Here is a 13,580-nt window from a genome sequence, read left to right on the forward strand (position 1 = left end):
GTCTCGGTGACCTCGGCGGGTCCGGAGAGCGCCCGGACCGAGCTTCGACCGCACCCCGGCTGTGGCCCGGCTGTGCACGCGCAGTGACCGGAACCGGTGCCCGCCCGTTAGACACGCGGTCGCCGCGACGCTGTTCCATACCCCCAGGGAGCCCCTGCCCGTGCCCGCCCCGCCGCTCACCCAGGACGCCGGCCCGCCCACCCCGCCCGGCGGCTCCCCCCGGATCGCGTACGCCCCCCGGGAGCCCGGCGCGCCCGCGCCCGGCACAGGGGTGCCGCGCGGCCGGGAGGGCGCGGAGGGGGGCGCGCACGGCGTACGAAGGGCCGGAGCGGGCAGCGGTGACGGTGCGGGCGAGGTCGTGCGCTGGGCGGCGTTCAGCTGCGTCCTGGTCCCGGTGGTGCTCGTCGTCTACGGTTCCTCGTTCGCCGGGGCGGCCGGCTGGGCCCTCGGGCTCACGGCCGTCACCGCGGCCTGCCGGCTGCTGCTGCGACACTCCGAGCGGACGGCGGAGGCGGCGCGGGCGGCGCGCCCGGCGCCCCGGCCCGGGTCCGGCCGGCACCGCGACGGACGGGCGAACGGCGAAAGTTCGCCGTTGGACTGACGGGTTCGCACACACGGACCCGTATGTTTTCAGCCAACTTCCCCTCCCCCCTCCTTCCTGCCCGAAATGGCCTGCCAACCCCCTTGTCACCAGGGAAAAACGGGCAGCGGTGGCGGATTTCGCCCTACGGGTACGGGCCATGCGTGCGACGCCCACTTCCCTACGGGCGCCTCGGGTGAAACCCTTCGTGATCGAATGCTTCGCGCCAAGTTGCCAAGTCGACATAGCGCTGAGTACCGGACTTGTCACGCCGACGCCACAGAACGCAGTAGATTCGATCATGCGTATCGAAGGCTGGGGGACTCGTGCAAAACCAAGGGGAAAAGTGCAGGAGCGACAAGCCGGACAAGAACGGGGAGCCGCGAACACCGAGGGGGGCTTAGCAAAATGAGCCAGGACTCCGCTGCCGCATCACCGGAGGCCACAAGGAAGCTCGCCGGCCGTCGACGCCGGGAAGTCGTTGCCGTACTGCTGTTCAGTGGCGGCCCCATCTTCGAGAGCTCCATTCCGCTCTCCGTGTTCGGGATCGACAGGCAGGACGCGGGCGTGCCCCGCTACCGTCTGCTGGTCTGCGCCGGAGAGGAGGGCCCCCTGCGGACCACAGGCGGGCTCGAACTGACCGCGCCCTATGGGCTGGAAGCCATCAACCGGGCAGGCACCGTCGTGGTGCCCGCCTGGCGATCCATCACCTCGCCACCGCCCGCGGCCGCGCTCGACGCGCTCCGCCGGGCGCACGAGGAAGGGGCCCGCATCGTGGGCCTGTGCACCGGGGCGTTCGTCCTCGCCGCCGCCGGGCTGCTCGACGGCCGCCCGGCGACGACGCACTGGATGTACGCGCCGACCCTCGCCAAGCGCTATCCGTCGGTCCACGTGGACCCGCGGGAGCTGTTCGTCGACGACGGGGACGTCCTCACGTCGGCGGGCACGGCGGCCGGCATCGATCTCTGTCTGCACATCGTGCGGACCGACCACGGCAGCGACGCCGCCGGAGCCCTCGCGCGCCGGCTCGTCGTCCCGCCGCGGCGCAGCGGCGGTCAGGAGCGCTATCTCGACAGGTCTTTACCTGAAGAGATCGGGTCCGACCCGCTGGCCGAGGTCGTGTCCTGGGCGCTGGAGCACCTCCACGAGCAGTTCGACGTGGAGACCCTCGCCGCTCGCGCGTACATGTCACGCCGTACGTTCGACCGGCGGTTCCGCTCGCTGACCGGATCGGCCCCGCTCCAGTGGCTGATCACCCAGCGGGTGCTCCAGGCCCAGCGTCTCCTGGAGACGTCGGACTACTCGGTCGACGAGGTCGCGGGCCGCTGCGGCTTCCGCTCGCCGGTCGCGCTGCGCGGGCACTTCCGCCGCCAGCTCGGCTCGTCCCCGGCGTCCTACCGGGCCGCCTACCGGGCGCGCCGGCCGCAGGCGGAGCCGTCCGGGGGTCCGCCGACCCTGGAGACGGTGCCGTCGCAGGCCATGCCGCAGTCGCGGCGCACGGCGGCGAGCGCGCTGGTCGGTCCGGCGGCGATCACGCACGCGGCGCCGCCGGACCACCCGGGGAAGTCCGTCTCGGAGATGTACGCCACCGGTTACATGCGTCCGAGTCTGCCGGGGCAGCGCAGCGGCCCCGTAGGCTGAGGCACATGAACGACCGCATGGTGTGGATCGACTGCGAGATGACCGGGCTCTCGCTGACGGACGACGCACTTATCGAGGTGGCCGCCCTGGTCACCGACTCGGAGCTGAACGTGCTCGGTGAAGGGGTGGACATCGTGATCCGTCCCCCGGACGCCGCGCTGGAGACCATGCCGGAGGTGGTGCGCACGATGCACACCGCCTCCGGGCTCCTCGACGAGCTGGCCGGCGGGACCACGCTGGCCGACGCCGAGGCGCAGGTCCTGGCGTACGTCCGGGAGCACGTGAAGGAGCCGGGCAAGGCCCCGCTGTGCGGAAACTCGGTCGGCACCGACCGCGGGTTCCTCCTGCGCGACATGCCGGCCCTGGAGGAGTACCTCCACTACCGGATCGTGGACGTCTCCTCGGTGAAGGAGCTCGCCCGCCGCTGGTACCCGAGGGCGTACTTCAACAGCCCGGACAAGAACGGCAACCACCGCGCGCTGGCGGACATCCGCGAATCCATCGCGGAGCTCCGCTACTACCGCGAGGCGATCTTCGTCGCCCAGCCGGGCCCGGACTCGGACACGGCGAAGGCGATCGCGGCGAAGCACGTCCTGCCTGCGGAGTAACCCCTTCCGGGTCACTCCGGGGCGCTCAGGGGCCACCCCGGGAGGGTGCCGCGAAACATGTGCGCGAGCACCCTCCCGGACCCTGTACACTTTTTCTCGGCCGGTAAGGAAAGCCCCCAGGGACTTTCCCAGACCACAACAGTCCGGCCACGCATGGTGGGTATAGCTCAGCTGGTAGAGCACCTGGTTGTGGTCCAGGATGTCGCGGGTTCGAGTCCCGTTACTCACCCTGATCGGGAAGGCCCGGTCCGCTCCGGCGGACCGGGCCTTTCTCGTTGTGTGGCCTCGACACGTACGGGCCCGGGGGTCATCCCAGGGCCGCGATGGCCTTGAGGACGAGCGCGCGGGCGTCGGACCCGTAGACGGCCATGGTGCGCAGGCGCTCGAAGGCTTTCAGGTAGAGCTCGATCTCCGTGGGCTGGGTCACCGTCACCCGGGCCGACAACAGCTCCACGGACACCAGCGTGTCGTCGTACATATGGAAGACCTCCTGGGGCCACAGCGCGCGCTCCCCCGTCTCCTCGGGGATGATCCCGAGCGAGACTGCGGGCAGCGCGCCGGCCGTGAGCAGGTAGCCGAGCTGAGCGGCCATCGCGTCCGATGAGCCCAGCCGGTAGCGCAGCACACTCTCCTCGATGAGCAGGACGAACCGGCGCCCGGGCTCGTGGATGATCCTTGAGCGTTCGATACGGGCCGCAGCAGCCTGTTCCGCGTCGTCGGGGATACCGAGCAGGCGGGCGTTGGCAGACAGTACGGCTCGTGCGTACCCCTCGGTCTGCAGCAGGCCCGGGACCAGCGTGGGTGAGTACACACGGAACAGAGTCGTCGACCGGTACAGCTGCACATAACTGTCCTGGAGGTGCCGGAGCCCAGTGCGGACCTTTCGGCGCCATTCGACGTACTGCGCCTCGGCGTTGCGGGACTGGGCCACGAGATCGGCCACTTGCTCGGGAGCGCCGCACGCCACGCACCAACGGCGAATGTCCTCCGGGGTGGGCGGCGTCCGGGCGTTCTCGATGCGCGATGACTTCGAGTGCGTCCAGCCGCAACGCGCGGCCAGCTCACCCCCGGTGATCCCGGCGTCGGCGCGGAGCTCACGCAGTCGCTGTGCGACTTGTCCACGCGCGGCGTGGGCTGCCGACGAGGGGGAGATGGGCATGAGCCGACCTGTGGGCCTTCCGAGTTAGCTGAGCTTGTAGTCGTCGTGGGGTACGGCGCGTTCCCACACCTCCTCGAAGGCACGTGCGCACAGGTGCGCGGCGGCTGGGTCCTCACTGAGTTCCCCGCCTCCGGAAGCGCCGTCGCCCGTGAAGTGGTTCCAGCGGATGACGCTGCCGTCGATCAACCAGAAGTCGTTCCCCGGCAGTGCGATGTCGGAAGCGCGCCGCCGTGCGAGCCAGCGCACGTCTTCACCGGCGCGCAGATTGACCACCGTGCCCGCGTGCTCGTAGCGGATGTAGTCGCTGACCGGCTCGGACACGATGCGCGCGCGGCGGACTGCCACGCCACGGCTCAGGGTACGGCGAACCAACTCCACCCATGGCGCCCAGTACGGTGATCCGGGATCCGTGTCCCGTTCCCCGGTGCGTTTCCACCCGGCGAAGTCAACGGCCTCCCCCGCCACCCCATAGACATCGCGCATCTCCAGGTGCACAGCCGCGTGTCGAGCGCTGTCGAGCAGTTCAGCGATGGTCGGGACGCTCGGCGTCATCACATGCCTTCCTCAGGATGGGCACCATCCGCACCGGGATGCGGACGACCGCTTCGTGTTCCGGGATACCGGCGGCATGTCCCGGCATCATGAACGCGGCACACTCCGCCTCGAGTTCCGGACCGGGCTTCCAGCCCTGGATGACCAGGTCACGTGTGGTGTCGTGCACCCACACCGTGGGGCTTTCACCCGTACCCGAGTTGGGGTCGATTCCGACGAACCGTAATGCCACGGCGGCCTCCAGCTGCTCAGCTGTGTGTGCACGGATGTACATCACAGTCCTCCGGTTTCGACACGGCGGTCAAGAGGGCGTGCGGTCGATGGCCTGGATACCGGCCAAGGTGTACATCGGTGCACATTCATGGCCTCGGCGCACGCCGCCCGCCTACCTTCCTGACCAACGCGCAGTCCCACCCCCAGGGAGGCCCCCATGTCCGAGCCCGACCCCCTCCACGGCGCCCCGGCGTACTACCGGACCCGCGCCGTCCGCAAGGAGCCCGAAGCGAGTGCTGTCACGCATGGAGGCCGCGCGACGAGGCTCGTCGGTGGGCTGCCCGAGATCGGTGGGCTCTCGCAGGCACAGCAGCGCGGTGTCGACTGCGTGTGGTGCGGAGTGACCCTGACCGCGGCGACCGCCGTCGACCTGGGGCCGCGGCCGCTGAAGATCCTGGACTACCGGACCTATTGGTACCCCCGGGCCTGCCCGCAGCACGCGCTCCCCCGGATCTGCGCCGTCTGCGACGAACCCGTCGCCGGTGAGGCCGAGGTGGTGCTCGGGTTCTCGTCGTGCGGGGCCCGGCCGGACGCGTACCGGCATCCGGCCGGTACGCCCGGATGCGTACGCAAGAGCGGCACGAGGTAGCGCGGGGGCCTCACGCCGATGCCCGTACCACCAGTTCCGTCGGCAGCACCAGTTGGGTGCTCGCGCGTTCGCCTGCCGCGATCTGGGTGAGGAGCAGGTCCGTCATCGCCCGGCCCATCTCCTCGATCGGCTGGCGCACGCTGGTCAGCGGGGGCTCCATGTGGCGGGCTATGGCCGAGTCGTCGAAGCCGATGAGGCCGACGTCCTCGGGGACGCGGCGGCCCCGTTCGCGCAGGATCTGGCGGGCGCCCGCCGCCATCACGTCCGAGGCGGCGAAGACCGCGTCGAGGCCGGGGGCGCGGTCGAGGAGTACGGCCATCGCCTCGCGGCCGCCCTCCTCCGTGAAGTCCGAGGGGGCGATGAGCCCGGGCTCGGGCGCCAGGCCCGCCTCGGTCAGGGCCGCGCGGTAACCGTCCAGGCGGCAGCGGGCGCCGTACACGTCGAGCGGGCCCGTGATCGTGGCGATCCGGCGCCGGCCCCGGGCCAGCAGATGCGCCACGGCCGCCCGCGCCCCGGCGAAGTTGTCGGAGTCCACCGAGGCCAGCGGCTCCTCCTCCGAGCGCGGGCCGCTGATCACCACCGGCAGGTCCAGCTGCTCCAGGAGGTCGAGCAGCGGGTCGTCGGCGTGGACGCCCACCAGCAGGACGCCGTCGACCCGGTGGCCCGTCAGGTACTGGGCGAGGCGGCGGCGCTCCCGTTCGCTGCCCACCAGGGTCAGCAGGAGCTGCATGTCGGTCTCCGCGAGCGCCTGGCCGACGCCCCGGACCACCTCGGAGAAGTACGGCTCCGCGAAGAAGCGCGTCTCCGTCTCGGGGACGACCAGGGCGATCGCGTCCGTACGGTTGGCGGCCAGGGCGCGGGCCGCGCGGTTGGGGACGTAGCCGAGCTCGGCCACCGCCGCCTCGACGGCCGCGCGCGTACGGTCGCTGACCCGGGGCGAGCCGTTGATCACCCGGGACACCGTGCCGCGGCCGACTCCGGCACGCGCCGCCACCTCTTCAAGGGTGGGCCGCCCGGCCCCGCGGCCCCGGACCGTGCGAGCTGCTTTCATGGCTGCCTCCGCGTCTTGCCGCACATCGTGGACCTCGGGGTGAAAACTAACAGCACGACCCCGGTGGCGGACTGCCTTTGCCAGCTCCCTTGACACCCTCCCGGACAGTCGCCACCCTTCAACACATCACGACTGGGAGCGCTCCCACCCCTATCCGTCCGTACACCTTCCGCACCTTCCACCCCTGCATGACCGACCGTCAATCGTTCTGCACGGAAAGCACGTTGGAGGATCACCATGCGTTCGAGATCCCGTACAAGAACACCCTTCGGCACCCGCGCGCCCCGGCGGCTCGCGGCGCTCGCCGTCGTCTCCGTACTCGGCGCCGGACTGCTCGCGGGCTGCGCCGACGACGGCGACGGCAAGGACTCGACCGGTTCCGGCTCGTCCTCCTCCGGAGGCGGCGGGGGCGGCGGGGCGAAGACCACGCTCACCGTCGGTGTCTTCGGGGCCTTCGGCCTCAAGGAGGCCGGGCTCTACGACGCGTACATGAAGCTCCACCCGGACATCGAGATCAAGCAGACCTCGATCGAGCGCAACGAGAACTACTACCCGCAGCTCCTCACCCACCTCGGCTCCGGCAGCGGGCTCGCCGACATCCAGGCCGTCGAGGTCAACAACATCGCCGAGGTCACCGCCACGCAGGCGGCCCACCTGGAGGACCTCGGCAAGGTGAAGGGCGTCGACAAGGCCGCCTTCCTGCCGTGGAAGTGGGGGCAGGCCACCACCAAGGACGGCAAGACCGTCGGCCTCGGCACCGACATCGGGCCGCAGGGCATCTGCTACCGCAAGGACCTGTTCGCCGCGGCCGGGCTGCCCACCGACCGGGAGGCCGTGGGGAAGCTGTGGGCGGGCGACTGGCAGAAGTACCTCGCGGCCGGTGAGCGCTACAAGGCGAAGGCGCCCAAGGGGAAGGCCTTCGTCGACTCCGCCTCCGGCGTCCTGAACGCCATCACCGGCTCCAGCGACACCCGCTACTACGACGCGGACGGGAAGGTCGTCTACAAGACCAGCCCGGCGGTGAAGGAGGCGTGGGACACGGCGGCTTCGTTCGCCACCCGTGGCCTGACCGCCAAGCTCCAGCAGTTCCAGCCCAGCTGGGACCAGGGCTTCGCCAACGGCAGCTTCGCCACCGTCTCCTGCCCGGCCTGGATGCTGGGGTACATCCAGGACAAGGCGGGCGCCGCGGGCAAGGGCAAGTGGGACGTGGCGGCGGCGCCCAAGCCGTCGAACTGGGGCGGCTCCTTCCTCGTCGTCCCGTCGGCGGGCAAGCACCGCGAGCAGGCCGCCGAGCTGGCCGCCTGGCTCACCGCGCCGGCCCAGCAGGCGACCTTCTTCGAGAAGCGCGGCAGCTTCCCGAGCGCCAAGGCCGCGTACGCCCTGCCCACCGTCGCAGGCGCCCAGCACGACTACTTCGGCGGCGCCCCCATCGGGCAGATCTTCGCCAAGGCCGCCGAGGGCACGCCCGTGCAGGCGCTCGGGCCGAAGGACCTGATCATCGCGCAGAACCTGGCCGACGTCGGCATGCTCCAGGTCGACCAGAAGGGCCGGTCCCCGCAGGCCGGCTGGGAAGCCGCGGTGAAGGCCATCGACAACGCCCTGGACCAGTGAGGACGGCCAACGGCACCGGGGCGGAGGCCTCCGGGGACCGGGGCGGCGGGGGTGTCGCGGGCCTGACCGCCGCCACCCCGGACGGGGCCGTCCCGGCCGCGGTCGCCCCGGGCCCCGCGGCCTCCGCCGCCCCGGGCCCCGACCCCCGCGAGGCGCGGCGGCGCGAGCGGCGCAGCCGGCGCTACCGGCGCGACGTGCGCTGGAGCCCGTACGCCTTCGTGGCGCCCTTCTTCCTCTTCTTCGCCGCCTTCGGCCTCTTCCCGCTGCTCTACACGGGCTGGGCCTCGCTGCACCAGGTCGAGCTGACCGCGCCGAACGAGATGCACTGGGTCGGTCTGCGCAACTTCTCCCGGCTGCTGTCGGACGAGTTCTTCTGGAACGCGCTGCGCAACACCTTCACCATCGGTCTCATCTCCACTGTCCCCCAGCTCCTGATCGCCCTCGGTATCGCCCATCTGCTCAACTACAAGCTGCGCGGCTCGATGTTCTTCCGGGTCGCCGTCCTCACCCCGTACGCCACCAGCGTGGCCGCCGCGACCCTCGTCTTCGTACTCCTCTTCGGACGCGACTACGGCATGATCAACTGGGCGCTCGGCCAGCTCGGCGTGGGACCGGTGGACTGGCAGAACGGCACCTGGACCTCCCAGTTCGCCGTCTCCACCATCGTGGTGTGGCGCTGGACCGGCTACAACGCGCTGATCTATCTGGCCGCGATGCAGGCCATCGCGCCCGATCTGTACGAGTCCGCCGCGCTCGACGGCGCCTCGCGCTGGCAGCAGTTCCGGCACGTCACCGTGCCCGCGCTGCGGCCGACGATCCTCTTCACCTGCGTCGTGTCCACGATCGGCGCGACCCAGCTGTTCGGCGAGCCGCTGCTCTTCAACGGCGGCGCCGGGGCCACCGGAGGCTCCGACCACCAGTTCCAGACGCTCGGGCTGTATCTGTACGAGCAGGGCTGGGTGAACCTCCACCTCGGCCGCGCCTCGGCGATCGCCTGGACGATGTTCCTGATCCTGCTGCTGATCGGCGCGGTGAACTGGCTGGTCTCGCGCGCCCTGCGCAAGGAGACGTCATGAACGCCAAGACGACGGCCCCGGCCGTCCCCGCCGACGGCCCCGCCGCTCCCGGCTCCCCCTCCCGCTCCTCTCCCCGGTCCGTCCACCGCGCCGGGCGCCAGCTCCACGGCGGACGCCTGACGTACACGATCCTGATCCTCTTCACCGCCGGCTCCCTCTTCCCGCTGGTGTGGACGGCGATCGCCGCCTCCCGCACCAACGAGCGCCTCGCCCAGACCCCGCCGCCCTTCTGGTTCGGCGGGAACCTCTTCAAGAACCTGAAGATCGCCTGGACCGACGCCAACATGGGCACGGCCCTGCTCAACACCACGATCGTGGCGGGCTCGATCGCGCTCGGCACGGTCTTCTTCTCCACGCTCGCCGGATTCGCCTTCGCCAAGCTGCGGTTCCGCTTCAAGAACGTGCTGCTCCTGCTCGTCATCGGCACGATGATGATTCCGCCGCAGCTCAGCGTCGTCCCCCTCTACATGATGGTGGCGAAGCTGTCGTGGACCGATCAGCTCCAGGCGGTCATCCTGCCCACCCTGGTCAGCGCCTTCGGGGTGTTCTTCATGCGGCAGTTCCTCATCGAGGCGCTGCCCACCGAGCTGATCGAGGCCGCCCGGGTCGACGGCGCCAGCAGCTGGCGCGTGATCTGGCACGTGGTCTTCCCCGCCGCCCGGCCCGCGATGGCGGTCCTGGGGATGCTCACCTTCGTGATGGCCTGGAACGACTTCTTCTGGCCGATCATCGCGCTGACCCAGAACGGCAGCCCCACGGTCCAGGTGGCGCTCACCGGACTCGGCCGCGGCTACATCCCCGACCAGTCGGTCATCATGGCCGGCGCCCTCCTCGGCACCCTCCCCCTGCTGCTGGCGTTCGTCCTCTTCGGGCGGCAGATCGTCGGCGGCATCATGCAGGGAGCGGTCAAGGGGTGAGCACCGACCACGCGCCCGACAGCCCCCTCCTTCCGTACCCCCTCGATGGGAGCGCCTCCATGACCGACCGCTTTCCGCCCGACTTCCTCTGGGGCACCGCCACCTCCGCGTACCAGATCGAGGGGGCGGTCGCCGAGGGCGGTCGTACACCGTCCATCTGGGACACCTTCTGCCGCACGCCGGGGAAGGTGTTCGGCGGGGACAGCGGGGACGTCGCCGTCGACCACTACCACCGCTGGCGGGACGACATCCGGCTGATGGCGGACCTGAACCTCGGCGCCTACCGCTTCTCCGTGTCCTGGTCGCGGGTGCAGCCGACCGGGCGCGGACCCGCGGTGCAGCGCGGACTCGACTTCTACCGCAAGCTGGTGGACGGGCTCCTGGAGCAGGGCATCCGGCCCTCCCTCACCCTCTACCACTGGGACCTGCCGCAGGAGCTGGAGTCGGCGGGCGGCTGGCCCGAGCGGGACACCGCCCACCGGTTCGCGGACTACGCGGGCATCGTCGCCGAGGCGCTCGGCGACCGGGTGGATATGTGGACCACCCTCAACGAGCCCTGGTGCAGCGCCTTCCTGGGATACGGCTCCGGCGTCCACGCGCCCGGCCGCACCGATCCGGTCGCCGCGCTGCGGGCCGCGCACCATCTGAGCCTGGGCCACGGGCTGGCCGCCGAGAGGCTGCGCGCCACGCTGCCGAAGGCCGCGAAGCTGGCGATCAGCCTCAACCCGAGCGCGGTCAGGGCCCGCACCCAGTCCCCCGCGGACCTGGACGCGCGGCGGCGCATCGACGCGCTCGCCAACCGGGTGTTCACGGGCCCGATGTTCAAGGGCGCGTACGACGAGGACCTGCTGCGGGACACCGCGCGGCTCACCGACTGGTCGTTCGTCCACGACGGAGATCTGAGCACCATCAAGCACCCCCTCGATCTGCTGGGCATCAACTACTACGCACCCTCAGTTGTATCCGCCGCCACTGACAATCCCCCCGGCGACGGCCCTGACCTGCAAGTACCCCGTCCCGACGGACACGGCGCGAGCGCCCACTCGCCCTGGCCCGGGGCCGATTCCGTCGTCTTCCACCAGCCGCCGGGCGAACTGACCGCGATGGACTGGTCGATCGACCCGACGGGGCTGTACGACCTGCTGATGCGCTACACCCGCGAGGCGCCCGGGGTACCGCTGATGATCACGGAGAACGGCGCCGCGTACGACGACAAGCCGTCCCCCGACGGCTCGGTCCACGACCCCGACCGCATCCGCTACCTGCACGGCCACCTCGCGGCGGTGCGCCGGGCGATGCGGGACGGGGCGGACGTACGCGGGTACTTCCTGTGGTCCCTGCTCGACAACTTCGAGTGGGCGTACGGCTACGGCAAGCGGTTCGGCGCGGTGTACGTCGACTACGAGACGCAGACCCGTACACCGAAGTCGAGCGCGCGGTGGTACGCGGAGGTGGCGCGGACGGGGGAGCTGCCGGAGGAGCTGCCGCTGGGGTGAGGGTCGAGGGGGGCGGCCACGCGCCCCGGCCGGGTGGGGGGTGAACCGGCGGGGCGCGTGCGGGGGGGATGGCGGGGTTGGGGGGCCTCGTTACTTGTAGGCGGCGAAGGCCTTCGTGAAGGCGAGGGGGGCCTGGACGATGGAGGAGCAGGTCGGGTCGGCGGAGTTCTTGGCGCCGCCCGCGCACTGCTTGTCCCGGGCGCCGGACCACATCGCGAGCCGGCCCAGGCCCTTGGACTTGGCGAAGTCCACCAGCTGGGTGGCGTCGTCGACCGTGAACGTCTCGGTGTTGACGTCGTTGACGCCGATCATCGGGGTGACGGCGACGGCCTTCCAGGCGGCGGCGTCGGAGAGCCCGAGGACGCCCTTGATCTGGGCCTGCGTGGCGGTGGCGGCCTGGATGGCGTACGTGCCCATGTCACCGCTGTACGCCGGACCGTAGTCCATCGCCATGATGTTGACGGCCGAGACGGCGACGCCGTTCTTCCTGGCGTCGGCGACGAGGTCGACGCCGGGCTGGGTGAGGCCCTCGGGCATCACCGGCAGCGTGAACGACACGTCGAGGCCGGGATGGGACTTCTGGAGCTGCGCGATGGCCTGCGCGCGGCGGGCGTTGGCGGCGGTGTCCGGCAGGGCCGCGCCCTCGATGTCGAAGTCGACCTTGGTGAGCTTGTACGCGTCGATGACCTTGCCGTACGCGGTGGCGAGCTCGCCGGCGCTCTTGCAGACCAGGCCGAGTTCCGAGCCGGACGCGCCGCCGAAGGAGACGCGGACGTCGCCGCCCTTGGCGCGCAGGGCGCCGATCTGCGCGGCGACGGCGTCGCTGTCCAGCCCGCTGACGCCACCCCAGAGCGGGGTGCAGCCGCCGCCGGAGGTGATGAAGGCGAGGTGGAACTCCTTCACGCCGGTCTTGGCGGCGGTGTCGAGGAGGTCGTACGCGGGGTAGAGCGACGTGTCGATGTACGGCGCGAAACGGGAGGTCGTGCCGGTGGTGGGGGGCTGAGGGGTGGTGGGGGTGGTGGGCTTGGTGGGGGCGGGGGTGGATGTGGGGGTGGGTTTCGTGGTGGCTGTGGGGTGAGTGGGGGGCTGCGTGGTCGGGGTCGGCTGCGTCGTGGGGCGGCCGGTGGGGGCGGGGGTGGCGCCGGTGTCGACCGAGCACTTCTCGTCGTTGATCAGACAGCCGGTGGGGTCGCCCGCCGTGCCGGTGGAGTTGGTGACGAACCCGACGGTGACGGACGCGCCCGCGGCGAGGCCGTTCCTGTCCCAGGTGGGGGGCTTCACGGTGACGTGCTGGCCCTTGACGGTCTGCTCACCGTTCCAGAGGGAGGAGAGCTTGGTCCCGGCGGGGAGGTCGAACTCCAGGGTCCAGTCGGGGAGGGCCTTGCCGCTGTCGTTGGTGATGACGTACTGGCCGGTGTAACCGCCGCCCCAGCTACTGGTCTTGGTGTACGCGGCGGCGACGGAGGCGGCGTGCGCGGTGCCGGTGAGGACGACGGCGGCGCCCGCGATGGCGGCAGCGGTGGCTATGGCGCCGATCGCCTTGGCCTTGCCGGTGGCGCGGCGGCGGTGGGTACGGGGGTGGGTCATGAGTGCGCCTGCCCTTGGGGGGTGGGGGTGGGGGTGGGGGTGGTGGGTGGTGAGGGTGATGGGGTGCGGGCAGCACGCTAGCCGGTGGGAAACGGGCAAATGGGGTGTGGGGGGCGGGGGTTGGGGATCTTAGGGTTCGCTTAAGGGGGCGATGTGGCGGGGTTAATTCCGGGGGGCGCTTCTGCTGCGGGCCGGTGGGGGTTGCTCGCGCAGTTCCCCGCGCCCCTTGGGGGGACGGGGGCCGGGCTACCGTTCCCCTCGGGCACCCGGCGTACCGCTGCGGGGGCTGCGTCCCAACCCGCTGGTCGTCTGCGAGTCGACTGTGGCTGAGCGCGCAGTTCCCCGCGCCCCTAGCTGCCCAGGGGCGCGGGGACCCCGGGGAGGCGCGTGCCTTCGTCGCGGAGTCCGGGGTGGACGCGCTCGCCGTCGCCATCGGCAAC

General features: G+C 71.2%; 13 protein-coding genes and 1 tRNA gene. 9 read left to right on the top strand and 5 right to left on the bottom strand.

What is annotated here, in order from left to right; all coding sequences use genetic code 11:
- The first annotated feature begins 160 nt into the window (after positions 1 to 160).
- The 4 genes from ABZ404_RS19985 to ABZ404_RS20000 all read left to right on the top strand — a co-directional run bounded on the left by ABZ404_RS19985 (position 161) and on the right by ABZ404_RS20000 (position 3,058).
- Positions 161 to 601: a hypothetical protein gene (locus ABZ404_RS19985; RefSeq protein WP_358835470.1), complete on the top strand. Its 441-nt coding sequence runs from the start codon at positions 161 to 163 to the stop codon at positions 599 to 601.
- A 387-nt stretch (positions 602 to 988) separates the two neighbouring features.
- Positions 989 to 2,221 (top strand): helix-turn-helix domain-containing protein, encoded by a 1,233-nt coding sequence (locus ABZ404_RS19990; RefSeq protein WP_358835469.1) that lies wholly within the window; start codon positions 989 to 991, stop codon positions 2,219 to 2,221.
- A gap of 5 nt (positions 2,222 to 2,226) precedes the next feature.
- Positions 2,227 to 2,829, top strand: coding sequence for an oligoribonuclease (orn, locus tag ABZ404_RS19995; RefSeq protein ID WP_358835468.1), 603 nt, complete (start codon positions 2,227 to 2,229; stop codon positions 2,827 to 2,829).
- A 156-nt stretch (positions 2,830 to 2,985) separates the two neighbouring features.
- Positions 2,986 to 3,058: transfer RNA gene (locus ABZ404_RS20000), tRNA-His, on the top strand.
- Between the two features lie 78 nt (positions 3,059 to 3,136).
- On the opposite strand, the gene ABZ404_RS20005 is transcribed toward ABZ404_RS20000, so the two are convergent.
- From ABZ404_RS20005 to ABZ404_RS20015, 3 genes are read right to left on the bottom strand one after another with little or no spacing between them, the layout of a single operon-like run.
- Positions 3,137 to 3,988 (bottom strand): helix-turn-helix transcriptional regulator, encoded by an 852-nt coding sequence (locus ABZ404_RS20005; protein ID WP_358835467.1) that lies wholly within the window; start codon positions 3,986 to 3,988, stop codon positions 3,137 to 3,139.
- Between the two features lie 24 nt (positions 3,989 to 4,012).
- A complete protein-coding gene (locus ABZ404_RS20010) occupies positions 4,013 to 4,540 on the bottom strand; it encodes a DUF6879 family protein (protein WP_358835466.1) in 528 nt (175 codons plus the stop codon).
- Positions 4,512 to 4,814 carry a hypothetical protein gene (locus ABZ404_RS20015; RefSeq protein ID WP_358835465.1) on the bottom strand — a complete coding sequence of 101 codons (303 nt, stop codon included), beginning with the start codon at positions 4,812 to 4,814 and terminating at the stop codon, positions 4,512 to 4,514. The genes ABZ404_RS20010 and ABZ404_RS20015 overlap by 29 nt, the downstream gene beginning before the upstream one ends.
- A gap of 156 nt (positions 4,815 to 4,970) precedes the next feature.
- Here ABZ404_RS20015 and ABZ404_RS20020 point away from each other — a divergent pair, with 156 nt between their 5' ends.
- Positions 4,971 to 5,402, top strand: coding sequence for a hypothetical protein (locus tag ABZ404_RS20020; protein ID WP_358835464.1), 432 nt, complete (start codon positions 4,971 to 4,973; stop codon positions 5,400 to 5,402).
- Between the two features lie 10 nt (positions 5,403 to 5,412).
- Here the strand turns inward: ABZ404_RS20020 and ABZ404_RS20025 are convergent, their stop codons facing one another.
- Positions 5,413 to 6,453 carry a LacI family DNA-binding transcriptional regulator gene (locus tag ABZ404_RS20025; protein WP_358835463.1) on the bottom strand — a complete coding sequence of 347 codons (1,041 nt, stop codon included), beginning with the start codon at positions 6,451 to 6,453 and terminating at the stop codon, positions 5,413 to 5,415.
- Between the two features lie 237 nt (positions 6,454 to 6,690).
- On the opposite strand from ABZ404_RS20025, the gene ABZ404_RS20030 reads away from it, so the two are divergent.
- The 4 genes from ABZ404_RS20030 (at position 6,691) to ABZ404_RS20045 (ending at position 11,553) form a co-directional block, all read left to right on the top strand.
- Positions 6,691 to 8,064 (top strand): ABC transporter substrate-binding protein, encoded by a 1,374-nt coding sequence (locus tag ABZ404_RS20030; RefSeq protein WP_358835462.1) that lies wholly within the window; start codon positions 6,691 to 6,693, stop codon positions 8,062 to 8,064.
- Between the two features lie 62 nt (positions 8,065 to 8,126).
- Complete coding sequence (locus ABZ404_RS20035) at positions 8,127 to 9,140, top strand: sugar ABC transporter permease (RefSeq protein ID WP_358990630.1); 1,014 nt, start codon at positions 8,127 to 8,129, stop codon at positions 9,138 to 9,140.
- Positions 9,137 to 10,057, top strand: coding sequence for a carbohydrate ABC transporter permease (locus ABZ404_RS20040; protein ID WP_358837624.1), 921 nt, complete (start codon positions 9,137 to 9,139; stop codon positions 10,055 to 10,057). Before ABZ404_RS20035 ends, ABZ404_RS20040 begins: the two co-directional genes overlap by 4 nt.
- Positions 10,058 to 10,116: 59 nt before the next feature.
- Positions 10,117 to 11,553 (top strand): beta-glucosidase, encoded by a 1,437-nt coding sequence (locus tag ABZ404_RS20045; RefSeq protein WP_358837623.1) that lies wholly within the window; start codon positions 10,117 to 10,119, stop codon positions 11,551 to 11,553.
- 90 nt (positions 11,554 to 11,643) lie between these two features.
- On the opposite strand, the gene ABZ404_RS20050 is transcribed toward ABZ404_RS20045, so the two are convergent.
- Complete coding sequence (locus tag ABZ404_RS20050; RefSeq protein WP_358837840.1) at positions 11,644 to 13,140, bottom strand: cellulose binding domain-containing protein; 1,497 nt, start codon at positions 13,138 to 13,140, stop codon at positions 11,644 to 11,646.
- Positions 13,141 to 13,580: the final 440 nt, after the last annotated feature.

The sequence above is a fragment of the Streptomyces sp. NPDC005878 genome (assembly GCF_040629815.1).
In the GTDB taxonomy this organism is placed as follows: domain Bacteria; phylum Actinomycetota; class Actinomycetes; order Streptomycetales; family Streptomycetaceae; genus Streptomyces.

Excerpts from the sequence above, each read along its gene's own strand:
- ABZ404_RS20040 (WP_358837624.1), top strand. The coding sequence starts at position 9,137 with ATGAACGCCAAGACGACGGCCCCGGCCGTCCCCGCCGACGGCCCCGCC.
- ABZ404_RS20020 (WP_358835464.1), top strand. The coding sequence starts at position 4,971 with ATGTCCGAGCCCGACCCCCTCCACGGCGCCCCGGCGTACTACCGGACC.
- ABZ404_RS20015 (WP_358835465.1), bottom strand. The coding sequence starts at position 4,814 with ATGTACATCCGTGCACACACAGCTGAGCAGCTGGAGGCCGCCGTGGCA.
- ABZ404_RS20005 (WP_358835467.1), bottom strand. The coding sequence starts at position 3,988 with ATGCCCATCTCCCCCTCGTCGGCAGCCCACGCCGCGCGTGGACAAGTC.
- ABZ404_RS19990 (WP_358835469.1), top strand. The coding sequence starts at position 989 with ATGAGCCAGGACTCCGCTGCCGCATCACCGGAGGCCACAAGGAAGCTC.
- ABZ404_RS20025 (WP_358835463.1), bottom strand. The coding sequence starts at position 6,453 with ATGAAAGCAGCTCGCACGGTCCGGGGCCGCGGGGCCGGGCGGCCCACC.
- ABZ404_RS20050 (WP_358837840.1), bottom strand. The coding sequence starts at position 13,140 with ATGACCCACCCCCGTACCCACCGCCGCCGCGCCACCGGCAAGGCCAAG.
- ABZ404_RS20030 (WP_358835462.1), top strand. The coding sequence starts at position 6,691 with ATGCGTTCGAGATCCCGTACAAGAACACCCTTCGGCACCCGCGCGCCC.
- ABZ404_RS20045 (WP_358837623.1), top strand. The coding sequence starts at position 10,117 with ATGACCGACCGCTTTCCGCCCGACTTCCTCTGGGGCACCGCCACCTCC.
- ABZ404_RS20010 (WP_358835466.1), bottom strand. The coding sequence starts at position 4,540 with ATGACGCCGAGCGTCCCGACCATCGCTGAACTGCTCGACAGCGCTCGA.
- orn (WP_358835468.1), top strand. The coding sequence starts at position 2,227 with ATGAACGACCGCATGGTGTGGATCGACTGCGAGATGACCGGGCTCTCG.